This is a genomic window from Spirosoma horti (genome assembly GCF_054776595.1).
This window is the reverse complement of sequence record NZ_BAAHBQ010000001.1, coordinates 488656-511917: the sequence shown is the minus strand read 5'-3', so window position 1 is coordinate 511917 and position 23262 is coordinate 488656. Positions and strand designations below refer to the sequence as shown.

The 23262-nt window shown below is 51.8% G+C and carries 21 protein-coding genes; 10 read left to right on the top strand and 11 right to left on the bottom strand.

Features of this window, described 5'->3' with window-relative positions; genetic code table 11:
- The first annotated feature begins 26 nt into the window (after positions 1–26).
- Together ACYVAM_RS02175 and ACYVAM_RS02170 are read left to right on the top strand one after the other, a co-directional pair.
- Positions 27–1649 carry a RagB/SusD family nutrient uptake outer membrane protein gene (locus ACYVAM_RS02175; protein ID WP_461063457.1) on the top strand — a complete coding sequence of 541 codons (1623 nt, stop codon included), beginning with the start codon at positions 27–29 and terminating at the stop codon, positions 1647–1649.
- A gap of 125 nt (positions 1650–1774) precedes the next feature.
- Entirely contained in the window at positions 1775–3724 is a 1950-nt protein-coding gene (locus tag ACYVAM_RS02170; protein ID WP_461063455.1) for a heparinase II/III domain-containing protein, read from the top strand.
- 16 nt (positions 3725–3740) lie between these two features.
- On the opposite strand, the gene ACYVAM_RS02165 is transcribed toward ACYVAM_RS02170, so the two are convergent.
- The 6 genes from ACYVAM_RS02165 to ACYVAM_RS02140 all read right to left on the bottom strand — a co-directional run bounded on the left by ACYVAM_RS02165 (position 3741) and on the right by ACYVAM_RS02140 (position 11524).
- Entirely contained in the window at positions 3741–4514 is a 774-nt protein-coding gene (locus ACYVAM_RS02165) for a DUF2490 domain-containing protein (RefSeq protein ID WP_461063453.1), read from the bottom strand.
- Between the two features lie 59 nt (positions 4515–4573).
- Entirely contained in the window at positions 4574–5713 is a 1140-nt protein-coding gene (locus ACYVAM_RS02160; protein ID WP_461063451.1) for a DUF3179 domain-containing (seleno)protein, read from the bottom strand.
- Between the two features lie 150 nt (positions 5714–5863).
- Positions 5864–8020, bottom strand: coding sequence for an outer membrane protein assembly factor BamB family protein (locus ACYVAM_RS02155; RefSeq protein ID WP_461063449.1), 2157 nt, complete (start codon positions 8018–8020; stop codon positions 5864–5866).
- 150 nt (positions 8021–8170) lie between these two features.
- Positions 8171–9616, bottom strand: a complete 1446-nt coding sequence (locus ACYVAM_RS02150) for a DEAD/DEAH box helicase (RefSeq protein WP_461063447.1) — start codon at positions 9614–9616, stop codon at positions 8171–8173.
- Positions 9617–9819: 203 nt separating this feature from the next.
- On the bottom strand, positions 9820–10593 hold the full coding sequence (locus ACYVAM_RS02145) for an SDR family NAD(P)-dependent oxidoreductase (RefSeq protein ID WP_461063445.1): 774 nt from the start codon (positions 10591–10593) through the stop codon (positions 9820–9822).
- Between the two features lie 115 nt (positions 10594–10708).
- Entirely contained in the window at positions 10709–11524 is an 816-nt protein-coding gene (locus tag ACYVAM_RS02140; protein WP_461063443.1) for a phytanoyl-CoA dioxygenase family protein, read from the bottom strand.
- Between the two features lie 228 nt (positions 11525–11752).
- Between ACYVAM_RS02140 and ACYVAM_RS02135 the strand changes: the two genes are divergently transcribed.
- A complete protein-coding gene (locus tag ACYVAM_RS02135) occupies positions 11753–12841 on the top strand; it encodes a BamA/TamA family outer membrane protein (RefSeq protein WP_461063441.1) in 1089 nt (362 codons plus the stop codon).
- On the opposite strand, the gene ACYVAM_RS02130 is transcribed toward ACYVAM_RS02135, so the two are convergent.
- From ACYVAM_RS02130 to asnS, 3 genes are all read right to left on the bottom strand, one after another.
- Positions 12838–13506 (bottom strand): phosphatase PAP2-related protein, encoded by a 669-nt coding sequence (locus tag ACYVAM_RS02130; RefSeq protein ID WP_461063439.1) that lies wholly within the window; start codon positions 13504–13506, stop codon positions 12838–12840. The genes ACYVAM_RS02135 and ACYVAM_RS02130 overlap by 4 nt on opposite strands.
- Positions 13507–13570: 64 nt before the next feature.
- Entirely contained in the window at positions 13571–14653 is a 1083-nt protein-coding gene (locus tag ACYVAM_RS02125; RefSeq protein WP_461063437.1) for a complex I subunit 1/NuoH family protein, read from the bottom strand.
- A 137-nt stretch (positions 14654–14790) separates the two neighbouring features.
- Positions 14791–16260, bottom strand: a complete 1470-nt coding sequence (asnS, locus tag ACYVAM_RS02120) for an asparagine--tRNA ligase (protein ID WP_461063435.1) — start codon at positions 16258–16260, stop codon at positions 14791–14793.
- A 167-nt stretch (positions 16261–16427) separates the two neighbouring features.
- Here asnS and ACYVAM_RS02115 point away from each other — a divergent pair, with 167 nt between their 5' ends.
- The 3 genes from ACYVAM_RS02115 to gloA2 are packed head-to-tail and all read left to right on the top strand — an operon-like array spanning position 16428 to position 17574.
- Positions 16428–16931, top strand: a complete 504-nt coding sequence (locus ACYVAM_RS02115) for a SixA phosphatase family protein (RefSeq protein WP_461063433.1) — start codon at positions 16428–16430, stop codon at positions 16929–16931.
- Between the two features lie 49 nt (positions 16932–16980).
- The gene (locus ACYVAM_RS02110) at positions 16981–17175 is read left to right on the top strand and encodes a hypothetical protein (protein ID WP_461063431.1); all 195 of its coding nucleotides are present in this window, start codon (positions 16981–16983) and stop codon (positions 17173–17175) included.
- Between the two features lie 6 nt (positions 17176–17181).
- Positions 17182–17574: an SMU1112c/YaeR family gloxylase I-like metalloprotein gene (gene gloA2 / locus ACYVAM_RS02105; RefSeq protein ID WP_461063429.1), complete on the top strand. Its 393-nt coding sequence runs from the start codon at positions 17182–17184 to the stop codon at positions 17572–17574.
- Between the two features lie 155 nt (positions 17575–17729).
- On the opposite strand, the gene ACYVAM_RS02100 is transcribed toward gloA2, so the two are convergent.
- Entirely contained in the window at positions 17730–18923 is a 1194-nt protein-coding gene (locus ACYVAM_RS02100; protein WP_461063427.1) for an aminotransferase class V-fold PLP-dependent enzyme, read from the bottom strand.
- Between the two features lie 81 nt (positions 18924–19004).
- Here ACYVAM_RS02100 and ACYVAM_RS02095 point away from each other — a divergent pair, with 81 nt between their 5' ends.
- Entirely contained in the window at positions 19005–19541 is a 537-nt protein-coding gene (locus ACYVAM_RS02095) for a hypothetical protein (RefSeq protein WP_461063425.1), read from the top strand.
- A 362-nt stretch (positions 19542–19903) separates the two neighbouring features.
- On the opposite strand, the gene xerD is transcribed toward ACYVAM_RS02095, so the two are convergent.
- On the bottom strand, positions 19904–20833 hold the full coding sequence (gene xerD, locus ACYVAM_RS02090; protein ID WP_461063423.1) for a site-specific tyrosine recombinase XerD: 930 nt from the start codon (positions 20831–20833) through the stop codon (positions 19904–19906).
- A 102-nt stretch (positions 20834–20935) separates the two neighbouring features.
- Here xerD and aroQ point away from each other — a divergent pair, with 102 nt between their 5' ends.
- The 3 genes from aroQ (at position 20936) to ACYVAM_RS02075 (ending at position 23191) form a co-directional block, all read left to right on the top strand.
- Complete coding sequence (gene aroQ / locus ACYVAM_RS02085) at positions 20936–21358, top strand: type II 3-dehydroquinate dehydratase (protein ID WP_461063421.1); 423 nt, start codon at positions 20936–20938, stop codon at positions 21356–21358.
- Positions 21359–21477: 119 nt separating this feature from the next.
- Positions 21478–22524 carry an aminotransferase class V-fold PLP-dependent enzyme gene (locus ACYVAM_RS02080; protein WP_461063419.1) on the top strand — a complete coding sequence of 349 codons (1047 nt, stop codon included), beginning with the start codon at positions 21478–21480 and terminating at the stop codon, positions 22522–22524.
- Positions 22525–22615: 91 nt separating this feature from the next.
- Positions 22616–23191, top strand: a complete 576-nt coding sequence (locus ACYVAM_RS02075) for a MarC family protein (protein ID WP_461063417.1) — start codon at positions 22616–22618, stop codon at positions 23189–23191.
- Positions 23192–23262: the final 71 nt, after the last annotated feature.

Below are 23262 nucleotides of genomic sequence, written 5' to 3'. Positions count from 1 at the left end.
CATCACCTGGCTAAACCTGATTTACCATGAAATCAATCTTAAAACCTTCTATACTCGCACTGGCTATCCTGGCCGGTTTGCCTTCCTGCGAGGTCGATCGTCTGCCCGAAACATCCGTAAGCGACGAAACCTTCTGGCGTTCGGAATCCGATTTAAAAACGGCAGCCAATTACTTATACACATTTTTACCCGTCTTTAATACCGACGATGTCTGGTCGGATGATGCGACTGGTTTGGCTACCAATAATATCAGCGATGGGTCAAGGCTGGCTCCCAGCACATCTGGGGATTACAACACACCTTATGCACTTATTCGGGCCGCCAATAATATCATCGAGAAATCGACCCGGGCATCGGCGACTACATCGGCCACAATTATTGACCGGTATGCAGCGGAAGCCCGTTTTTTTCGGGCCTGGGGCTATTATTCGCTGGTTCAGAAATACGGCGATGTGCCGTTGATTCTAAAAACGCTGGTCGATACATCGCCCGAATTGCAGGCTCCGGCTGCGCCCAGGGCTCAGATTTTCGACCAGATCTATCAGGATCTCGATATTGCCGCGCAGAAACTACCCACACCAACGGCTCTGGGTTCTGCTGACTATGGCCGGATCAGTAATACAGCCGCTCTGGCGTTTAAGGCACGGGTGGCTCTGTTTGAAGGGACTCGCTCGAAATACCACAGCTATGGCGAGCCTGCTAAACATCTGAAGCTGGCCGTAGATGCCGCTAAGGCGGTTATGGACAGCAAGCAGCATAATCTGTTTAGTGGGAGCTACTTCGATCTGTTTCAGATGGCGGGTGAAGGGCGGCAAAATCAGGAAAATATCATCGTGCGTCAGTACGGGGTATCCACCTCAGACCGCGTTTCGACGCACAGCTATTTCCGGTCTTCACTCGAAACCGGAAACATGAACCCCACCAAGAGCCTGGCCGATTCCTACCTGATGAAAGATGGACTGCCCATTACCAAGTCGCCGTTGTATGTGGCTCCGACGAAATCGACGGACGTGTTCAAAGACCGAGACACGCGCATGTCCGATACGTTTTTTAAGCTGGGTGATGCCTGGATTGGCACGAAACTCGTCTTCGATATTGCTCCGCTGGTTTTCAACAAAACAGGATTGGTCTTCCGAAAATATTCGAACATGGACGATTGGGTCACCCAGGCATCGCTCATCGACCGGGTGCTGCTGCGCTATGCTGAAGTGTTGCTTACCTACGCCGAGGCAACGTATGAGTTGAACGGCACCATCAGTGACGCGGACCTTGACCTGACAATCAATCGACTCCGGGCGCGGGGTGGCGTGGCAAAATTGTCCAATACGTTTGCAACCGCCAACGGGCTGAACATGCGGGACGAAATTCGACGGGAGCGTCGGGTTGAACTGGCGCAGGAGAGCTTCCGGTATTGGGATTTGATTCGATGGAAAACCGCCGAAATCGAACTGCCTAAACCAGTTTTGGGTAATTACTACTTTAAAACGGAATACGGCACTACCACGGCGGTTAACCTCACGGCGGATAATTACATTCTGGTACAGGCGGCCAGTTTCCGGAAATTCGATCCGAACAAGGACTATCTCTGGCCATTACCCATCAACGAAATAGCGCTCAATCCGGCACTCAAGCAGAACCCCGGCTGGTAAGCACCGCCGAGACGCTGCCAGCCAACGCTACTTAACGGACTGCATGGCAGCGGGCCTCTTACTGGTTAAATCAGAAGATGCCCGCTGCTGTAGTTTTGTATAGACCCCTCTCAATTCGCAAGTTTATGAAACGCTTTTTTGTCTGCGTAGTCGCGGTGCTAGTAAGTTGGCAGGCCTACGCCCAGCAGCAGGAATTGCTGAGTGGAAAATTCTCCCAGGAGGCCTTGAAAAATGTGTTAACTTCGCAGGCAAAGTGGACGCCGTTTCCCCGGCGCGATGACCGGGCAGGCTGGGCCAACGCGGACCAAGCTATGATGAAGGCGTATCTGAAAAAGGCTGAATCGTATCTGGATTATAAATGGCCCTACATACCGGCAACCAAATCGTTGCTGATCGAGCGCACGGGCGACCGGGAGCAGTACCAGGCCATCAGTTACGAGAAACGGGAGGTGCTGGGAACGCTGTTGCTGGCTGAAATCTATGAAAACAAAGGCCGGTTTGTCGATCCGATCATTGACGGTGTCTGGTCTATTTGTGAAGAATCTTTCTGGGGCGTCCCGGCGCATTTGCCAAAATCGAAAGAATACGCGGGCCTGATGGACGTGTCCCGCCCCTTCGTCGATCTGTTTGCGGCCGAAACGGCTACCTATCTGGCCTGGGTCGATTATTACCTGGGCGATAAGCTGGACGCAGTGTCTCCGCAAATTCGAAAGCGGATCTATACCGAAACCAACAACCGGATTTTTCAACCGCTTATGACCAAACCACACGGCTGGATGACCAAAACGGCGGCCGGTCGTGCCCCCAACAACTGGAATCCGTGGATTTGCTCGAACTGGTTAAATGCCGTCCTGCTCCTGGAGAAAGACGACGATAAACGAACCGCTTCGGTATACAAGATTCTGGATGTGCTGGACGAGTTTCTGAATCCGTACCCGCAGGATGGGGGCTGCGACGAGGGACCGAGCTATTGGGGCGCGGCAGCGGCTTCGTTGTACGACAACATCGCCATGCTCAATACGGCCAGCAATGACGCGTTTCAATACGTATATGCGGATGAGAAATTCAGAAATATGGGCCGGTTTATTTACCGCGCCCAAATCAGCGAGCGGTATTTTCTGAATTTTGCCGATGCCGATCCGCAACCCGGTATGGCCGCAACCATGATTTACCGCTATGGCAAAGCGATCAAGGACCCCGATATGATGAAATTCGGGGCTTTTTATCGGAAGCCCGAAACGGGTGAAATTGGGAAATTCCATTACTTCCGGCACTTCTACGCTCTGTTTATGCAGAATGAGTTCAACAAAGCCGAACAGGGGTTACCACTACCCAAAAACGTCTGGCTTCCCGATCTGCAGGTAGTTGCCGCCCGCGATCAGGCTGGAACAACCAACGGTTTTTACATAGCCGCCAAAGGGGGGCACAATGATGAAAGCCATAACCACAACGACGTGGGTACTTATGTCGTGTATTACAACGGACAGCCTTTGCTGATCGACGTGGGCCGGGGTACTTATACGGCTAAAACGTTCAGCAATAAGCGGTATGATATCTGGTACAATTGCTCGGATTACCATAACCTGCCAACAATCAATGGCGTGAATCAGCCAGCGGGTAAGGCCTTCGACGCCCGGAATGTCTCGTACAAAACGGACAACTCATCCACTCAATTTGCGGTCGACATTGCCCACGCGTACCCGAAAGAAGCTGGTGTATCGAGCTGGATGCGAACCATCCGGCTAAATCGGGGGAAAGGCGTTCACATTCAGGATGTCGTCAACCTGAAACAGGCCACTTCCCTGACGCAGCACCTGATGACCTGCTACCCCGCCGAAGTTGGGAAACCGGGCGAGTTGATCATTCATTATGCCCCTAAAGATGGGCAAACGAAAGACTTCGTCGTCCGTTATGACCCAAAACAAATGCAACCAACTGTGGAGAAAGTAAAGCTGGACGCACCCGAAGATAAAGGAATTATTACAAAATGGGGCGACACGATTTACCGGATTAATTTCAGCGTGTTAACGCCTAAAACGACCGATAAACTGGTGTTCGACGTGGCGGCTAAATGAGTCAACTTTTGTCGACTCACTTTTTGCTGAAATCCAGGTCGTATTTCACGTTGAGCCGGAAGCCGTTGTTGATTTCGAAGACGGGTTTCTGAGTGATGGGCTCCAGTTCAGGATGCTGCGAAATCTGGTTGAGGTAATTCAACTCAACTTTGAACGCATCCCGAAACTGATACCCCAAACCACCTGAAATCCGATTTTGGTTAAAGACGTTTTGCTCGACATTTCGGCCGAAGCCAATAAACAACTCATCGAAGAAATTAGCGTACCATTCGCCATCGTCGATGGTAGTTCCCTGAAGCGGAATGGTTCCCGAAATCTGGTAGCGAGCCCGGTTCTGGTATTCCCAGCTTTCGATGTGGCGCGGATTTGAGTCAGCTCCCGTGCCGAGCCACCGCTGTTCGAGTCGGAAGCGGTGGCTGAGTTTAACGATACCCGTTGTCGCACTGAGTTGAATGTCCTGATGCGTCCGGTTTTCGATGGTCGGAACGCCCGCATCGGCAACGGGGTAGTCGCCATATGGGTACGTAGTGAAAAAGGTGTATCCGCCCGACAGCTTCACCTGATCGGTTAGTTTATACCCTGCTCCAATTCGCGCCAGCGACTGTTGCCAGGACTGAATCAGTTCCACCCGTCGCCATTGGTATTCAGTGTGTAATTCCCAGCGTTTGCTCAGTTTATGATCGCCATTGTAGACATACCAGCCAATGGCGTTGCGGTCTATGATCCGGTATTGTTGCCCAAAACTGGTACCCGAAAGAAAAAGAAAGAAAAGTAAATAACGGAGGATCATCGGGTCAACGGGTGTACATGATAGGTGTACAAGCGCTTTATGACCCTGTAGGTTTGAAATTAGTATCGTCCGGTAGCTGGATGGAAGGTTTGCCAACTATGCCAGAACTCCTGATGGGTAGCTAGCCGGGCGAGTCCAGGGCCGGTATTCAACGAGCGGCCACTTAACGCATAGGCTTGTTTTCCATCGCTAAGCGTATCATGCCGCAGCACAAAGCGGCTGGAAGGAGCCGGGCGTTCATAGGCGAAAAAAGAGCGATTGTCATTCGCCAGCACAAGTAATACCGGCCGATCGGCGAGTGTATCCTGAATCAGGCGTTCCCGTTTCAGACGGTTCCAGTCGTAGGCTTTGCTGTGCTTGCCAACGCTCAATCCCACTACCCACGATTTGTCATGCCACGACAGACTATCCATCCGGGTAAGGTCACTGCTGCCTTTGCCGCGCTCGTAAGTATCCATTTTTGTGTAACGCTCTGAAAAGGTCGTATCGGGCTGCATAACGAGGCTATTCGGATGCAGGGACATCCATTGTTTCAGGGTCATCTGCTCGCTGAATAGTTCGGGCAACGTGTCGCCTTTGAGCGTCCCGGCAATGGCTTCGCCATTGGCCTGGCGCCACCAGCTTCCCGTAGCCGCATCTTCAAACATCGCATTGAAATGGTCCATACCGACGAGTCGAAACGTTGCTGGGGTTCCCTTGATAAGGGGCCGAAATACGCGTCCGGTACGGCAAACGGTGCAATAGGTAACCATAATCGGCTGCCCGTTGATCGTATCCAGCACCTGATGATGGTACCCAATAAATTGAATGGGATACGCCTTTGCCTGTCCGTTTACCTCGATCCCCAGAATTTCCCGATCTGGTTTAACGGCATTTTGACTCGCTGGCTGGAGTTCTAACGAGGTGGGTTGATAAAACATATGGTCGGCCGCCATTCGAAAATTAAACGCGTAGCCAACACCAGCGACAAGCACCAGCGCGATCAGTACACCCCACCTCGACTGCCTGATTGCCGACATGGCACCTGCCAGGATTAATAAGCCGAAAACAACCCGGAATACCCACCGCCACGAATAGAGGAAATAAGCCAGATCGAGGCTGTTCATGCGTTGACTACCCGGCATCGGCATGATAAAATAAACGTTGGCTATTTCGAACAGGAGCAACCCGACGATACCAAAATAGAAGAATGTCTTCATGCTGCTAAAGCTAAACGTTTAATGAGTTAAGGTTAATTCACGTCACGAGGTAGTCCCATAGGGACTTTCTACAAACATCCGACCGCTAACGCGGCTGCTCCGGTATCTTGCATTTTAAATAAAGGCACCCATTTGACATTCTGGTGCTATTTATGGCAATGCAAACGCTACGTACTGGTTGCCTTTCTTTTGCCCTAGCTTCCCTCCGCCACAGGCAATGACAACATACTGTTTGTTCCCCACCTGATAGGTGGCTGGTGTGGCAAATCCGGCGGCTGGCAAAGTCGTTTCCCAAAGGATCTGGCCGGTCTTTTTATCAAATGCCCTGAATTTCCCGTCTTTCGTAGCCCCAATAAACAACAGGCCACCCGCCGTTACCACCGGGCCGCCGTAGTTTTCAACGCCCGTGTTATGGATGCCTTTAGCGGCCAGTTCGGGCTCTTCGCCCAGGGGAATTTTCCAAAGGTATTCACCCGTATTCAGGTCGATGGCGTTGAGCGTGCCCCAGGGTGGCGAAATGCCGGATAACCCTTTGCTATCCAGGAATTTGGTGTAGCCCGAAATTTTGTAGGGCACATACGGCGTCTTGCTGCCTTTGGTCACCTTGCCAACGGCTTCTATCTTTTCGTCATCAAAGAGAAAGCCCACCAGAGCCTGCTTTTCGGCGGCTGACAATTGGGTAAAGCCCGGCATCATGCCTTTCCCATGTCCGATAATCTGTGTTACGTAGGCCCGATCCCGTCGCTGCCCGATGTTGACCAGCGATGGGTAGCCGCTCGTGGCATTGCCCTTTCGTTCGGCTCCGTGGCAACTGGAGCAGGTCGTGGTATACAGGCGATTGCCCAGCGTAAGATGAGCCAGTTCATCCTGCTTTGGAGCCAAATTCAGGGCGATCAGCCAGGCGGCTTCATTGGCATTCACATACATAATGCCATTGGGATCGGTGGCGGCACCACCCCATTCGGCTCCGCCATCCAGACCGGGATAGATGAAAGCGCCCCGCCGACTAAGGGGTTGAAAAGTGCCCCGGTCACTGCGTCGATATTGAGCTAATAAGGAGTCCCGCTCGGTAGAATAGGGATTCAGGTCAGCTTCGCCAAAATTCTGACGGGCAAACGGAGCCGGACGTGTAGGTATAGGCTGAGTAGGCCAGGTTTCTTCGCCGGGCACATCGGATTTGGGCATGGGTGTTTCCTTGATGGGGAAAAGCGGCTTACCCGTAACGCGGTCGAATACAAAAACAAAGCCCGATTTAGTAACCTGAGCCACCGCATCAACCCGCCGAGGCCGACCGTCGGGCCCCTTGCTGGTGACGGTCAGGAGGTTGGGTGGCGCCGGGAAATCACGGTCCCAAATGTCGTGGTGAACGGCCTGAAAGTGCCAGAGCCGTTTGCCGGTGCGGGCGTCCAGCGCCAGCAAGCAGTTAGCAAACAGGTTTTGCCCTTTGCGATTGCCGCCATAGAAATCGAAAGCGGCCGAACCGGTCGGTACATAAAGAATGCCCCGAGGCCGGTCAACCGCCATACCCGACCAGTTATTAGCACCGCCAACATCCGTGTTCTTATACGTTTCCTTCGGCCAGGTATCGTACCCATATTCACCGGGCTGAGGAATAGTATGAAACGTCCAGGCCAGTTTGCCCGTGCGGACATTGAACGCCCGTATATGGCCCGGTGCGGCATCGGCTCCTTCCGAAAGGCGGACGGGCATAATAATCAGATCTTCGAAAATGGTGCCGGGCGTATTGGAAATAACGAATTTATCCTTTGCCTGCTCGCCCAGCCCCTCGTGCAGATCGATGTGGCCGTTCTGCCCAAAGCTCGGAATGGGCTTTCCCGTTTTAGCATCCAGCGCGTAGAGGGAAGAGCCCACAGTATACAGAATTCGGCTTTCCGGTTCGCCCTTACCCGCTTGTTTGGCCGACTGCCAATAGGTAACACCCCGGCTGGTGCTTAATGATTGCTTGTCTGGTGTCCCGAATTTCCAGATTTCTTTGCCCGTAGCGGCATCAAGGGCAAAGGCCTGTACGGTAGGCGTTACCCCATACAGCACACCATCGATAATAATTGGATTGGCCTGAATCTGCCCGCTGTCAGGCGCGGCATACGTCCAGGCTACGGTCAGGTTCTTGACGTTATCCGGGGTAATCTGGGTCAGGGCCGAGTAATGGCTTCGGTCAGGGCCGCCCAGGTATTCGCCCCAGTTTGTGTAATCGTTGGGTTTGGTATCCGTCGTATTCTGGTGAAAGCGAGACCAGCCAACGGCTAGTACCGCAAAAACGAAGAGGGCAACAAGTACGCGTATCATGGAGCTTAAGGAGTAGTCTGACAAATCTACACCAAAAGCAAAAATGAGGGGCGATATTACTATACGTTGTAAGCTATAAAAGCAAACGTGGCAGATGATCGAGGGTTACCTTCGATTATCTGCCACGTTGTGATAGGCTGTTTAACAGGCCTAATAATTCTTGTCAGAGCTTGAATTACTGAACCGGCTGTTGCCAGTACCCCGGCTTTGTGTCTGTGGACGACTGGCAGGGCGGCTAGGCCGGTTGCTTTCTGTTTCTCGCGGAGCAGACGAACTGCTACCCTGGCTTTCAGACCGGGGGCGCGGATTCTGGTTACGGGACTGGCCGCCACCGTTGTTCGATGAGCTGGCTGAGCGTCCGTTGTTGTTTCCCGGACGACCACCGCCCCGGCGATTATCGTTGCGACCACCTTGTCCCTGACGGGCAGGAGCTGGCGAAATGGTTGACTCGGATATATTGAGGACGTATGGGTGGTTATCGATAACCGGAACGCGTTTACCAATCAGTTTATGGATGTCGCGCAGAAATTCCGTTTCTTCCGCATCGCAGAACGATAGCGCAATCCCATCATGCCCCGCCCGGCCTGTCCGACCAATGCGGTGAACATAGGTTTCGGGAATATTTGGCAACTCGTAGTTGATCACGTGCGACAATTCGTCGACGTCAATACCGCGGGCCGCAATATCCGTGGCCACCAGTACGCGCGTCTCCCGACTCTTGAAGTTGGACAGGGCACGCTGGCGGGCATTCTGCGACTTGTTACCGTGAATGGCTTCGGCACCGATACCTGCTTTCAACAGATCTTTAACCACTTTGTCAGCACCATGCTTGGTCCGGGCGAAAACAAGGGCCGATTTGATATTCTTATCGTCAAGAATATGGACGAGCAGTTTACGCTTGTCATCTTTCCCGACAAAATACATGGCCTGCTCAATGGTGTCGGCTGTTGAGGAAACGGGTGTCACTTCAACTTTAGCCGGATTGTTTAAAATCGTATCGGCAAGTTTGGCTACATCAACCGGCATGGTTGCCGAGAAGAACAACGATTGCCGATTTGACGGTAATTTGGTGATGACTTTCTTGACGTCGTGAATGAAGCCCATGTCGAGCATCCGGTCGGCTTCATCCAGAACAAAGAACTGCACATCCCGGAGCGAGACAAAGCCCTGGTTCATCAGGTCGAGCAGACGACCGGGTGTAGCGATGAGCACATCTACACCGGCTTTCAACGTATTTACCTGGGCGTGTTGCGAAACACCACCGAAAATTACCGTACTACGCAGATTTAAATAACGACCATAGGCCGTAAAGCTTTCGGCGATCTGAATGGCTAATTCACGGGTTGGCGTCAGGATGAGCGTCTTGATGCGCCGTGGGCCACCCGTACTTTTGCTGCGTTCTTCGTTCAGCAATTGCAGGATTGGAATGGCGAAGGCGGCCGTTTTACCCGTTCCGGTTTGTGCGCAGCCCAGGAGATCCCGGCGGCTTAACAAAATCGGTATGGCTTTTTCCTGAATGGGGGTGGGGTTGGTGTATCCTTCTTCGGCGAGGGCCTTTAGGATAGGATCAATCAATGATAAATCGGAAAATTGCATGTGTTGGTTGGACGTCGGTAGGCAATGGAATAGGGTACTAAAATGGGTCCAGCATCCAACGTCTTTGTAAAGTTATATGTGTACAACGGCTGTAGTGCAAATAAAGTGCCATTTGTTGGCGGAATACAATTTGCCAGCCAATAACAGAACGGCCTCTGCGCACTTGCCGGGCCGTCCTGCTTATTGATAGATGACCGGATGGGCTAATCGTAAATGCTGCCAGCGGTTTGTTCAACCAGGCCTTTTGGCAGCAGCCAGGCCATTAATTTTCCGGCTTTGTTGAGCAATCCTGTTACCAGTTCCGTCTTACCGGCCAGGGTGGCTTCCACCGCTTGCCGGGCCACTTCGGCAGGGGTCATGTTTACTTTTTCGGCGGCTTTCCGTCCTTTAGCGCCAATTTGTGCCCGATCAACAAAGTTTGTATCCGTAGAGCCGGGACATACGCAGGTGACAGAAACCGTTGAGCGTCTTAACTCCTGGTGCAATCCACGGCTGAATTGAAGGACGAACGACTTGGAAGCTGCATACAAACTCAGTCCCGGCACCGCCTGATAGGCGGCCGAACTACCTATATTCAGAATGTACGCTTTAGGCTTTTGGCGAAGCTGGGGCAGGAAGAGGTACGTTAGCTCGACTAAGGCGGTCATATTAACCGCCATCATGTTGGTATGCTCGTCCAGCGAATGTTTCTCAAACGGACCGCTCAGGCCGTATCCCGCGTTATTGACCAGCATCCGAATCGAATATTGCTTCCTGCTGCACCAGTCAACAACCTGCTGGGCGGCACCCGGCTGGGCCAGATCAACGGCCAGAAAGTCTGTTTTAACGCCGTGGTCGTTTGTCAGCTGACTGGCAACCTCCGCCAGCAATGATTCTGAACGGGCGACCAGCAACAGATCGAACTTTCGACGGGCCAGCTCTTTGGCAATGGCCAGGCCAATACCCTTGCTGGCTCCAGTGATTAAGGCGTAGGCCATGATGTGTCAGAATATAGTGGTAAATGAACAAGTCGCAGGGAGTAAGTGGCTAACGGGCGCGTGTTGCGTTTGCGTCGGCCATTTACTCCCTGCGACTTAGTCACGTACGACGGGTTTAAATATTTACTTTCGAGATAAACCGGTGGTAGAATGGGGTTTTGCTGTTGGCGTTTTTCGGCATGTATTTACCCGTAACGACCGGTACGTACATAACCCGCCGACGGCTGGCTTCGCCCACGAAGGGAGACTGCTGCGCCCGGTGCCAAAGCCGACCATCATGCACGGATAAATCACCGGCATTGATATCGAAGCCAATTTCGTGTTTGTCAGGGTCATTGTCCACAAAGTATTTTTTGCGGAACAACATCTTGAAAATGCCCTGTTTGTGGGTGCCCGGAATAACCCGCAGACCGCCATTTTCGTAGGGCGTTGGGTTGAGGTGAATGCCCACATTGAGCATCGGCATGATGCGCTGTCCGAGGAAAATGTCGCGTGGGCTATCCGTATGCCAGCCCATCTGCGAAAATTTGCTGTTGGGCGTACGGATGTAATGGTTCATGATAAGCCCGTCTTTCTCGATTTCGGCAATGCGTCCTTCATAAGGCTGAAGCAGATCGACGACAGCCTGAAGGCGGGGATCCTGCAAAAATTCATGGAGGGCCGTGCTGTGTTGCGACAGGAAACACATCCGCTGAATCATTGGGTCTCCGGACTCATTCTGACCGAATTTCAACGGTACACCGTTGACTTTGTCACGACCTTCGGCCAGCCACTCTTTTTCAATGCGTTCAACTTCACTGATGAATAATTTGACTGTTTCCGGATGGATAAAATTGCGAAATACGATAACGCCATTTTTGTTGAAAAACTGGCGTTGTTCGGGGGTAATGGTTTCGCCCAGCGTAAAGGGCGGCAAGTTTAATTTGCTCATATCGGTGGTTTACAATTCGGAGGTTCCGTCGTTGATGCCTACCGGCGACCGCACGCTAACCGACGGGCGCAAGTTTCACTGTTTATTAAAGGCTCAAATCTACGAAATTTACAATTTTAGGATTACTTTGGCGCAATTTAATTAATGTGACTTTAATTAACGGTCATTCCGGTTGCTGTGCATATTTTACGTGATAAAAGGTCATTTTTGCTGTTAATCAGCATTTTAATGGGTGGATTTAGTACTTTACTAGCCCAGTCAGATAGTATTCCAGTCCCTCAAGAACCCATACCTAACCAGCTCTTAAAAACCAGAAATACCCTAATTCTACCCTTAGTAGCCCGCTCGATCGAAACAGACTGGTCGTTAGGACTGGCCGGTTCGTTTACATTCCGGTTCAACCGGCATGATACCCTTACGCGCACGTCGAATACACAAGCGCTGGCCTTATACTCGTTACGGAAACAGTTCATTGCCGCTATCAATGGCACGACCTATTTCCCTGGCGAACGGATCATCCTGAATTATCAATTGTCGTACAGCGATTTTCCCGATAAATTCTGGGGCCTGGGGAAATTTGCCCCCAACAGCCAGGAAGAAGCCTATGCGTTCCGGCAATATTACGTTTACCTGCATTTTCAGCGCAAACTTCGGGATCGTGTCTTTCTGGGTGTCGTCTACGAATACCAACGGTTGCTGGAAGTCGACTACCTGCCAGGCGGTCTGTTCGACCAGTTACACGTAACCGGTCGTGATCCATATCACATTTCGGGAGCAGGGTTAAGCCTAACATACGATTCACGAAACAATGCGTTTGCCCCCGATAAGGGTGGGTTTTTGCAGGTATTTTTTAACCATTTTTCGCCCGCCTTTGGTTCCAACTTCCAATACACCAATTACGTTATCGACTTCCGGCGTTTTCTCCGGATTTACCAGCAACAGGTCCTGGCTATCCAGGCGTATGGATTTTTTAACTCGGGTGACGTTCCCTTGCGTAGCCTGGCCAGCTTTGGGGGTTCCAATAGTATGCGGGGTTTTTATGACGGGCGCTACCGCAGTAAAAATCAGGTGGTGGTTCAGGCAGAATACCGCGTTCCGTTGTTCTGGCGACTAGGAGCGGTCGGATTTGCGGGGGTCGGCAACGTAGGAAATCGGCTTCGAAACCTTAATTTCGAAGAGCTTAAGTATTCGTATGGCGGGGGAGTTCGACTCGCCCTTAACCGCAAAGAACGCTTGAACCTGCGTATCGACTACGGCTGGGGCGTAGGACAGGGACTGTCGAATGGCCTGTATTTTCAATTAGGCGAAGCCTTTTAATTCTGTCGTTTTTCCACATTGTCCCAGCCCGAGAGCGCAAACTGCTTGCCCAGCCAGTAAAGCGGATACGTAAAGGCAAACGCACCCAGCACGTCGACCGTGTAATGAACATGCTGCACCAGCAATAAACAGCCGACCACGATGGACCCGATGAGCGCAAAAAGTCGGTCCCACCACCGGCGCAGGCATAAAAACATCAGAAAAATAGAGGACGTATGGCCCGAATAAAATAGGTCTTTGGTGATATAGGTCTTGCCGTAAAAGGCATTACTGATCGGGTCGATGAGCGGAATCAGGCCAACGGGCGGATCAAGGGGGACGAGGTTGATGCTGAGCATCCGCGACAGACTGACGATGATGTAGCCATAAATAAACATCATGAACACTGCCGGGCTGAACCGGGCCCGAATAACCAGCAGCAGGGCCGTTGCCCAGATGGTCAGAAAGATGCCCAGCGAGACATCGGTTGGGGGAAGCTGGTTCAGTACCCAATCGTTCAAGACGGGTCCCGAATGGCTCTCAATGGTTTGGAAGAAACCAGGAAACGTAAACAGCAGCGCGATGGTGGCCACAAGCCCTAGACTAAATTTCCAGCGAAACGTCTTCGATTGCCAGGCTGCCTGCCAAATCAGGTCGCTGGTTGGATTGGGTGTGAGAATGGACATGTAAAACTATAAAAGGCCGCAAAGGTACAACGAGGCTTTTAAATGCGCCAAGCCTGTTTCGATCTTAAACCATAAGCAGCCGCCAAATTCCCGAGAGTAATACTAAAATCAGGCCAACGGGGGTTAGCACTTTCCAGCACAGAAACATCATCTGATCGACCCGAACGCGGGGAAACGTCCAGCGAACCCACATCTGTACTAAAACGGCAAAAAATACTTTCGACAGGAGCCAGAATCCACCTGTCAAATTGCCCCAGATCGTACCAGGGTCGCCACTTGTCCAGTCGGCCAGCCGAACGGGACCGAGATTGGGGAGGGGCGTGTTCCAACTGCCCAGAAACAACACCGCACCCAGAAACGAAACCAGCAGCATCATGGCGTACTCAGACAGATAGAGTAGGGCAAACCGCATCCCCGAGTACTCAGTATGAAAACCAGCCACTATTTCCGACTCGCCTTCCGGTAAATCGAAGGGAGCCCGGTTGCTTTCGGCTAGGGTGCAAATGAAGAAGATGATGTAGGCAACGAGCAGGAACGGATTCCGGACGATATTCCAGGCGAAGATGCCGCCCCAGTGGGTAACGTCGATGCCCAGCCCTTTCAACCCGAACAGGTAGTTTTTGCCGGCTGAAAAAATGCCCTGCTGAAAACTAATTTCCTGCAAATCGAGCGTCTGGCAAATCATGACCACACACAGGATCGTCAGCCCCAGCGGGATTTCGTAGGAAATGATCTGCGCCACCGACCGCATGGCCCCGAACAGTGAGTATTTGTTGTTGGAGCCCCAGCCCGCCATTAAAATGCCCACGACATCGAACGAAACGATGGCCATCAGGTAGAAGACGCCAACGGCGGCTCCCGATCCCTGTAAATCGGGCGAGAGGGGCAGTACGGCAAAGCCAGCAAACACCGACGCGAAAATGATGGCCGGTGCCAGCAGAAACAGCCGTCGGTCGGCTGCGGCCGGAACAATGTCTTCTTTCTGGAGAAGTTTGAGCAGGTCGGCAAAGAGTTGAAGCATTCCCCATTTGCCCGTCTCCATCGGTCCAAGCCGGTCCTGCATGAAAGCCGAAACCTTACGTTCCGTATACACACCAACGACGACAAAGCCGGATGCCAGAGCAAGAAAAATGGGGAGTGCCAGCATGATTCGATTTGTAGTGGTGGTTTGTGATTTACAGTTTGTGGTTCGTGGTTGGTTGACGCACTGGCGACAGTAATTCATGCGTCAGCCAACCACGAACCACAAACTGTAAACCACAAACCATAAACCGTGATCAAATTTTAAAATTCGGCAGTTTTTGGGGCGCGGGGGAATGGAATGACATCGCGGATGTTGCCCATGCCCGTGACGAACAACACTAGTCGCTCGAAGCCGAGGCCGAAACCGGCGTGGGGGGCCGAGCCAAACCGACGCGTATCCAGGTACCACCACAGCGCTTCGGGCTCAATGCCTACTTCGTGCATCCGGGCAGTGAGTTTATCGAAATCGTCCTCCCGCTGGGAACCGCCAATGATTTCGCCGATGCCCGGGAACAACACGTCCATGGCACGAACGGTGGGGCCAAACACTTCGCCCCTTGTTCCAACAGCCGGTTCGGCGTCCTGCTTCATATAAAACGCCTTGATCTCCCGCGGGTAGTTGGTCAGAATGACCGGCTTTTTGAAATGCTTCTCGACCAGATACCGCTCGTGTTCCGACTGCAGATCGACGCCCCAACTCACGTCGTACTGGAACTGCCCTTTTTTGGCGGGTTTCGAGTTGATCAGAATGTCGATGGCTTCCGTATAGGTGAGTCGAACAAAATCATTGCTGATCACAAACTGGAGTTTTTCCAGCAGTCCCAACTCGCTCTGTTCTTCTTTCTTTTTGGTCTTTTCTTCCTCTTTCAGGCGATTATCCAGAAAGGCCAGATCATCGGCGCAGTGTTGGAGCGCATACCGAATGATGGTCTTCAGGAAATCTTCGGCCAGATTCATGTTGTCCACCAGTTCGTAAAAAGCCATTTCCGGCTCAATCATCCAGAACTCGGCGAGGTGGCGCGTCGTATTGGAATTCTCGGCCCGGAACGTTGGCCCGAAGGTATAAATCTTGCCCAGCGCCATGGCACCCAGTTCGCCCTCCAACTGACCCGATACGGTGAGGTTGGTTTCGCGGCCGAAGAAATCCTGGCTGTAGTCGACTTTACCGTCTTCGGTCAAGGGTGGCTTGGTCGCATCGAGCGTGGTTACCCGGAACATTTCACCCGCTCCTTCGGCGTCAGAAGCGGTAATGATGGGTGTGTTGAGGTAATAAAACCCGTTGTCGTTGAAATACTTATGAACGGCAAACGCCAGCGCGTGCCGGATGCGCAGAATGGCGCTGAAGGTATTGGTGCGGGGACGCAGGTGGGCGATCTCGCGCAGAAACTCCAGTGAATGGCGTTTGGGTTGCAGAGGATACTTTTCCGGATCGGCGGTGCCGTAAATGATAACGTCTGAAATTTTTACTTCAACGGCCTGCCCAGCCCCCTGCGATTCGACCAACTGACCCGTAACGGCCAGGCAGGATCCGGTGGTGATGAGCTTTAATGTTTCTTCAGGAAGTTGACCTGCTTCGGCCACGACCTGAATGTTATTGATGGTTGACCCATCGTTTAGGGCAATGAAAACGGCGTTTTTGCTCTCGCGTTTGGTGCGGACCCACCCCTTTACGGTTACGGTGGTTCCGATGTGGGCAGTTTTTAATAATTGCTGAATAGGTAAATAACTCATACGAAAACGGCGACCAGTATAGTGGTTATGAGCGTAAAAGTACGGATTGTCGTCCGAAACGTCCATAAGTGAAGGAAACACATTTGTCGCCAGGCATCGTTTTACAATTGATTTAATAAGGTATGAGCCAACAACCCGCTTAATTTTGCGTCTAATTCTTTCCAGATATGCCCATTACACTCTATATCGTTCGTCACGCTAAAGCCGAAGACCGTGCGACTTTCATGCCTGACCACGACCGTCAGCTGACCTCAGACGGTATTATTGCTGCTGCCCGAATGGGTCGTTATCTTCATGGGAAGACGATTCGGCCCGACGTGATCATTAGCAGCACGGCCTCTCGGGCTAAAGACACGGCTATGGTCATGGCCGAACAAATTGGCTACGATCCGGCACAGATTCGACTGGATGAGGATTTGTTCGATGGCGGACCAAAAGCTTACCTGGCCGCCCTGAACGCCTTGCCCAGCACAGTTCAATCGGCCATGATTGTGGGGCATAACCCGGATGTATCGTATCTTGCCGAATACCTGACGCACCAACCCATTGGGTCGATGAGCAAGGGCGCTGTAGTCACCCTTGTATTTGACGATGTGAACTGGGCCGAAATGTCGGGTCGTACGGGGCATGTAACGTTTGAAATCGCCCCGAAGCAACTACCTGCCGAGTAATGGATGTTATCTGTCAAACCCGCATCGTCAGCAATTTAAGACCACGTTTATGAATCGAAACCGACGAATCTTTATCATTGTCTTTATCGTTTTTACATCCATCGTGATTCTGATCGCCATTGACATGGGCCGCCGGACAACGGCTCCCTGGAACAAACGCCGGGAGGTTGAACGGGCGCTCCCGATGTCGAAAGATGGCGTCGCCGTCGACACCATGGCGACAGACACACTCCTTGCTCCCTGAACCTGTATGCTCAATCTATCTGCTGTTCACCACATCGCCCTCATTTGTTCCGACTACGAAACCTCGAAGCGGTTTTATACGGAGATACTGGGGCTGTCCATTCTAGGCGAATATTTTCGGGCCGAACGGAATTCGTATAAACTGGATCTGGCCCTGAATGGTCAGTATATCATCGAACTGTTTTCATTTCCGAATCCGCCAAAACGCCCATCCCGACCCGAAGCGCTGGGACTTCGTCATCTTTGCTTCGCCGTTCCCGACCTGGATGCGGCTATTGCGCACCTCAATGAGAATGGTGTACTAACAGAACCCGTTCGGGTCGATCAGCACACCGGTCGGCGGTTCACCTTCTTCGCCGATCCCGACGACCTGCCGCTGGAATTTTACGAACACGTGTAGAGCCCGCACCGGCGGACCGGCATATTTGCGGCTCACATGCGTCAGCAATAGGGTTGCGTCAGGGAAACCATCCGTTGGGGAACCGATCGTTGAAATCATCCTGCAAAAACCATCCGGATGTGAGCCGCAAATATGCCGGTCCGCCGGTGCGGGCTCTACGTGAGGACCTGCGTTAATACACGAACCAGCGCGTCGGCATCTTCGGGGGTATTATAGAGGTGAGGAGCAATGCGCAAGGCCTGCGCCCGGGCGGATACCGATACTTTTTCGGCCTGCAAGGCCTGTTGGATTGCCATGGGGTCGGTATGGTCAGGGAGCCATAAACCGACCAGATGATGGGCCCGGCCCTGACGGCCATCGATGGGCTCTACCCGACAACCAAGGTCTTCCAACGCGGGCCAGGCATCGCGCATAAGTACATCCGTATAGGCCTGAATCCGTTCCGGTAGCCAGTCATTCAATTGGGCCAGCGCGGCTTCGAGCATAGGCATTTGCAGGAAATGCGAATGCTCGCCAACGTTGTATCGATACGCTTTGGGTCGGTAAACGGGCTGGTAGTCCATCAGGCGGTGGAACTGGTTGCTGTCGAGCCGATTCATCCAACCTTCTTCCAAAGGCGTTCCATCATCGAAAGCCGGTCCATAATAAGCTAGGCCCATAGAATAAGGCCCCATCAACCATTTATATCCCGCACAAATGACGGCGTCGGGTTGAATCGCTGTCAGGTCGAACGGCAGGGCACCGATAGCCTGTGTACCGTCGACGGCTAGCCAGGCACCGACTTCACGCGCCCGTTTGCCTACGGCTTCCAGATCGAACCGAGTACCGTACATCCAATGAACGGGCGGCACAACGACCAGAGCCGTATCGGGGCCAATTGCATCGAGCAGACGTTCATTCCAGATAGCGCCCTTGGGGAAATCGGCGGGTATGCCGACTGTGGTAATTGTCAGGCCCAGTTCGGTACAGACGCGATCCCAGGCATATACATCGCTGGGAAATTCACTGCCAACCAACACGATGCGCTGCCTGGCCCGGATACCCGGCTTGTTGGGTAGATTGCGGGCCACCACGGCCATTCCGTACGACACGGATGGAATAACGGCAATCCGTTCCGGATCCGGATTGTTAATAAGCTGTGAAAACAACGACCGAACGCGTACGGGCCCGCTGAAGAAATCGTCGGGGCGCAGGCCAAATGGATTGGTATCGCGACGAATCGCGTCCAGACCAGCCTGTTCAACGGTTTTGCTCAGGGGGGAACGGGTAGCACAATTCAGATAGTGAAGATCTTCGGGAAGCGTAAACGTATCTTTTTGGGTGAGAAGTGGCGGAAGCGAAGTAGGCATACAGTGAAAACGCGAAATGGTTAATTTATTCTGGCACGACGTTTGTTTATGCTAGTATGAATTCTTTAACATGAGTGATTTATGGATACCCTGTTGGGCATTGGTTCCCGCATACGGCACGACGAGTTTGGTAACGGCGTCGTTATCAACTTAAAAGCAACGGGTTATACCGTTACGTTTCATGATCATGGCGTGAAGATACTCAAATTCGACGCACCCCTGACCATCATCGAGGCCATTGAGCCCGACGGCGATATGGTAAGTTTGTTCGATGTCGAGCAGTCCATTACGCGGGTTCTTCAGCGATGGGTTGACCAGACCGAAATGGTTCCGCTGGGCGATAAATGGAAGGGTGGTAAACTGATTCTAAAACCCGGCCGGGCCGATTTGTCGCAGAAAGAAATGCCGATTGATGCCTTCTTTCACAAAATCGTGATGGTGCGGGATCGCCTTCGCGTCCTGGAGCAGCGTGTAAACGCCAGCTCAATCGATGATGAGGAAAAAGTTAATATTCAACAATATATCACGCGCATTTACGGTAGTCTGACGTCGTTCAATCTGCTGTTCAAACATCAGCACCAGCAATTTGTGGGTGAAAAAGTTAGTGCAGACGCGTAGTCTGCTACGATCAAATGGAGTGAAGTTTTTATTAAGTTTTGGGTTAGTTAGATTGGGGATCCCCGCCATCGGCTTCGATAGCGGGGACTTTTTTTACCAGGATTTTTATGATTGGATTGATTTCTGTGAGTTTGCTGTTTAGCGCAATAGTCCCGTAGGAACTTAATGGTTGTAGAAGAAGTAGCATTAGAACAGAACTGGTCGCGTAGCGATATAACTGAGCTTTTGTCTGATCGCTACGCGACCAATTCCTGCTCCAATGCTACTTCTTCTGTAACCTTCTGACCGCTAACGCGACCGTCCTTCTACTTTATACTTGGGTTAGATTTCAAACCCAAAATCTACTTTCTGACACTGGTAAATTAATAGGAATCTGGCCGGACTTTGGGGCGGCTCTGGCTACGGGGGTGATACTCACGCAGGGTCTGTTGTAAATAATCCCGGTCCAGGTGTGTATAAATTTCGGTGGTGGTAATGGACTCATGGCCAAGCATTTGCTGTACCGCCCGCAGGTCAGCGCCCCCTTCGATCAGGTGCGTGGCGAACGAATGCCGGAAGGTGTGCGGGCTGATCGTCTTGTCGATACCTGCCTCGATTGCCAGCTTTTTAATGGTCGTGAAAACCGAAATGCGGGATAGCTGCTTCCCCCGAAGATTCAGGAAAATAGTGTCTTCGTCGCCCTTCTGAACCTCCAGTTTTCGGCGTACATGCTCGACATACACAAGCGTATAATGAATCGCATCCTGACCAATCGGCACGAGCCTGACCTTATCGCCTTTGCCCAGCACCCGCACAAACCCGTCCTGAAAATAGCAGTTTGTCAGGCGCAGGTTGAGCAATTCAGATACCCGCAATCCTGAACTGTACAGGACTTCGATCATGGCGCGGTCCCGCGTGCCGCCGGGTGTCGAGAGGTCAATGGCCGCCAGCATGGCTTCGATTTCGGGAAAGCTGAGTGTATCGGGCAGTTTACGGCCAAGTTTCGGAGCTTCCAGTAACTGGGTTGGGTCATGCTGGATCAGATTTTCGAGGATCAGATACTTGAAAAATGATTTTATGCCCGACAGCATCCGGGCCTGGCTGTGAGCCGATAAGCCCAACTCGCCCAGATACATTAGAAAATTAGTCAGTTCCTTTTCCGTCACCTGCATGGGTGTTCGGCTGGGGTCCGTCAGGAGTATATATTCATACAACTTCTCGGCGTCGTGCAGGTAGGCCTCCACCGAATTTTCGGCCAGCGACCGTTCCAGCTTTAGGTAGTTCTTAAAGGCGTTTATATAACTTTGCCACACAGTTGGTTTATGGTTTGTGGTTTGTGGTTTACGGTTTGTAGTCTCGTTGGGCTCCTTCGCGTCAGCCAACCGTGAACTACAAACCACAAACCACAAACCACAATGAAATCAATCTTAATTATTAACGGTCCCAACCTGAACTTGCTGGGCAAGCGGGAACCAACAATTTATGGCAATCGCTCGTTCGTTGATTACCTAAAAACCATCGAAGCGATGTTTCCCGAGGTGCAACTTCGCTATTTTCAGTCGAATCACGAAGGCGAACTGATCGATAAAATTCATGAGCTTGGTTTTGAGGTAGATGGCATCGTCATTAATGCGGGGGCCTACACGCACACGTCCATCGCTATTGCCGACGCCTTGTCGGCGGTGACGGCCCCGGCTGTGGAGGTGCACATCTCCAATGTACACGCCCGCGAGTCGTTTCGGCACCACAGTTATCTGTCAGCCAAATGCAAAGGTGTCGTTGTCGGCTTAGGCTTGATAGGCTATGAGATGGCGGTACGGTATTTACTTAGTTTGTAGTTTGTAATCTGTGGTTTACGACGGACCGCCGTAGCGACGGACCGCCACAAACTACAGACTACAAACTCTCCTCCATGGTCCGTGCCTTCACAAACCACAAACTGTAAACTACAAACCACATGATCACCTTCTACCCTGGTCCATCGAAAGTATACCCGCAGGTGGCTGATTATGCCGCCGAAGCCGTGCATCAGGGTATCGTAAGCCTGAATCACCGAAGTGCCGGTTTCATGGATATTGTCGAAGAAACCGTTCGGTTGCTGCACGAGAAACTGGCTATTCCAGCTGATTATCATGTTGCGCTGGTGTCATCGGCAACGGAATGCTGGGAAATCGTGGCGCAGTCACTAACCGAAACGGCCAGCCTGCATCCCTATAGCGGTGCATTTGGGAAGAAATGGGCGGAGTATGCGTATAAAATAAAGCCACCCGTTAGCCTGAACGACGCCGATGTGTTATGCATCGTCCAGAACGAAACATCCAATGGCACACAGGTTAGTATGGAAACGCTCGCCCAGTTCCGGCGGGATTTCTCGGCCCTGATTGCTGTGGATGCCGTCTCGTCAATGGCAGGCATTGCGTTCGACTGGTCGCTGGCCGATGTCTGGTTTGCCTCGGTGCAGAAATGTTTCGGCCTTCCGGCGGGGCTGGCCGTGCTCGTCTATTCGCCGGCCGCCCTCAAACGGGCAGAGGAAATCGGCGAGAATGCCCACTACAACAGTTTACTGTTCATCCACGAGAATTTCGCGAAGTTCCAGACCCCATATACACCAAACGGTCTGGGTATTTATATGCTGATGCGGGTGCTGCAACAGGTACCGCCAATTGACGTAGTTGATAAAATTACAAAAAAACGGGCGCACGATTGGTATTCTTTTTTCGCTGAATCCAGCCCGGGTTTTGGTCGGAAATCTGGTTTATCCGCTACGGGCGGGGCTGCGGTCAATCTCCTGATTAACGATCCCGCTATTCGGTCCGACACGGTCATCGCCGTAGAAGGTTCTGGAAATACCATAAAAGACATCAAACAGGCTGCTTATCAGGCTGGTATAATTCTTGGTAATGGCTATGGTGACTGGAAGAGCACGACCTTTCGAATCGCTAACTTCCCGGCTATTTCAGACGAAGAGATTGGAACCTTAATGGCATTTCTTCGGTCATATTAATCTCGTGCGGAGCCTGAATGGCCACGTATGCGGTTAATTATCAACTTAGTAGTCTTCGCCAGGACGTGGCCGTCCCGGTAATGCCACCATCATGTTTAGTTTCAAAGAAACGGTTTCCGTTACACTCATTCTCTTTTCAGTGATCGACGTTGTCGGCTCACTCCCTGTCATTATTGACCTCCGTAAAAAAGCCGGTAAAATTGAATCCGAACGGGCTACGCTTGCTTCGGGTGTGTTGATGATCTCCTTTCTGTTCGTCGGTGAACGGATTCTGAAATTGTTTGGCGTCGACGTCGCTTCGTTTGCGGTAGCAGGTGCCCTGATTATTTTTCTAATCGGGCTGGAGATGATCCTGGGCCGAACGATTTTCAAATCGGAAGTGTCGACTGGTGGCGCTTCACACATTGTGCCAATTGCTTTTCCGCTGATTGCCGGTGCCGGCACCTTAACAACCATCATTTCGCTCCGGGCCGAGTATCAAACGCTTAACATTATAATCGGAATCATTCTCAATCTGATCCTGATCTACGTTGTTCTAAAATCGACTGGCTGGTTGGAAAAGCAGTTAGGCGCTGGCGGCCTGGAAGTGTTGCGCAAGATTTTCGGTATTATTCTGCTGGCGATTGCCATTAAGTTATTTAAAACCAACCTGATCGCCGATTTTTGATCATTGGTTAGAGCGCTTACAACACGACTATAACAAGCGGTATTTCCCGAAATATCCGCATTTTTTCAATC

Excerpts from the sequence above, each read along its gene's own strand:
- ACYVAM_RS02175 (WP_461063457.1), top strand. The coding sequence starts at position 27 with ATGAAATCAATCTTAAAACCTTCTATACTCGCACTGGCTATCCTGGCC.
- ACYVAM_RS02170 (WP_461063455.1), top strand. The coding sequence starts at position 1,775 with ATGAAACGCTTTTTTGTCTGCGTAGTCGCGGTGCTAGTAAGTTGGCAG.
- ACYVAM_RS02165 (WP_461063453.1), bottom strand. The coding sequence starts at position 4,514 with ATGATCCTCCGTTATTTACTTTTCTTTCTTTTTCTTTCGGGTACCAGT.
- ACYVAM_RS02160 (WP_461063451.1), bottom strand. The coding sequence starts at position 5,713 with ATGAAGACATTCTTCTATTTTGGTATCGTCGGGTTGCTCCTGTTCGAA.
- ACYVAM_RS02155 (WP_461063449.1), bottom strand. The coding sequence starts at position 8,020 with ATGATACGCGTACTTGTTGCCCTCTTCGTTTTTGCGGTACTAGCCGTT.
- ACYVAM_RS02150 (WP_461063447.1), bottom strand. The coding sequence starts at position 9,616 with ATGCAATTTTCCGATTTATCATTGATTGATCCTATCCTAAAGGCCCTC.
- ACYVAM_RS02145 (WP_461063445.1), bottom strand. The coding sequence starts at position 10,593 with ATGGCCTACGCCTTAATCACTGGAGCCAGCAAGGGTATTGGCCTGGCC.
- ACYVAM_RS02140 (WP_461063443.1), bottom strand. The coding sequence starts at position 11,524 with ATGAGCAAATTAAACTTGCCGCCCTTTACGCTGGGCGAAACCATTACC.
- ACYVAM_RS02135 (WP_461063441.1), top strand. The coding sequence starts at position 11,753 with ATGGGTGGATTTAGTACTTTACTAGCCCAGTCAGATAGTATTCCAGTC.
- ACYVAM_RS02130 (WP_461063439.1), bottom strand. The coding sequence starts at position 13,506 with ATGTCCATTCTCACACCCAATCCAACCAGCGACCTGATTTGGCAGGCA.
- ACYVAM_RS02125 (WP_461063437.1), bottom strand. The coding sequence starts at position 14,653 with ATGCTGGCACTCCCCATTTTTCTTGCTCTGGCATCCGGCTTTGTCGTC.
- asnS (WP_461063435.1), bottom strand. The coding sequence starts at position 16,260 with ATGAGTTATTTACCTATTCAGCAATTATTAAAAACTGCCCACATCGGA.
- ACYVAM_RS02115 (WP_461063433.1), top strand. The coding sequence starts at position 16,428 with ATGCCCATTACACTCTATATCGTTCGTCACGCTAAAGCCGAAGACCGT.
- ACYVAM_RS02110 (WP_461063431.1), top strand. The coding sequence starts at position 16,981 with ATGAATCGAAACCGACGAATCTTTATCATTGTCTTTATCGTTTTTACA.
- gloA2 (WP_461063429.1), top strand. The coding sequence starts at position 17,182 with ATGCTCAATCTATCTGCTGTTCACCACATCGCCCTCATTTGTTCCGAC.
- ACYVAM_RS02100 (WP_461063427.1), bottom strand. The coding sequence starts at position 18,923 with ATGCCTACTTCGCTTCCGCCACTTCTCACCCAAAAAGATACGTTTACG.
- ACYVAM_RS02095 (WP_461063425.1), top strand. The coding sequence starts at position 19,005 with ATGGATACCCTGTTGGGCATTGGTTCCCGCATACGGCACGACGAGTTT.
- aroQ (WP_461063421.1), top strand. The coding sequence starts at position 20,936 with ATGAAATCAATCTTAATTATTAACGGTCCCAACCTGAACTTGCTGGGC.
- ACYVAM_RS02080 (WP_461063419.1), top strand. The coding sequence starts at position 21,478 with ATGATCACCTTCTACCCTGGTCCATCGAAAGTATACCCGCAGGTGGCT.
- ACYVAM_RS02075 (WP_461063417.1), top strand. The coding sequence starts at position 22,616 with ATGTTTAGTTTCAAAGAAACGGTTTCCGTTACACTCATTCTCTTTTCA.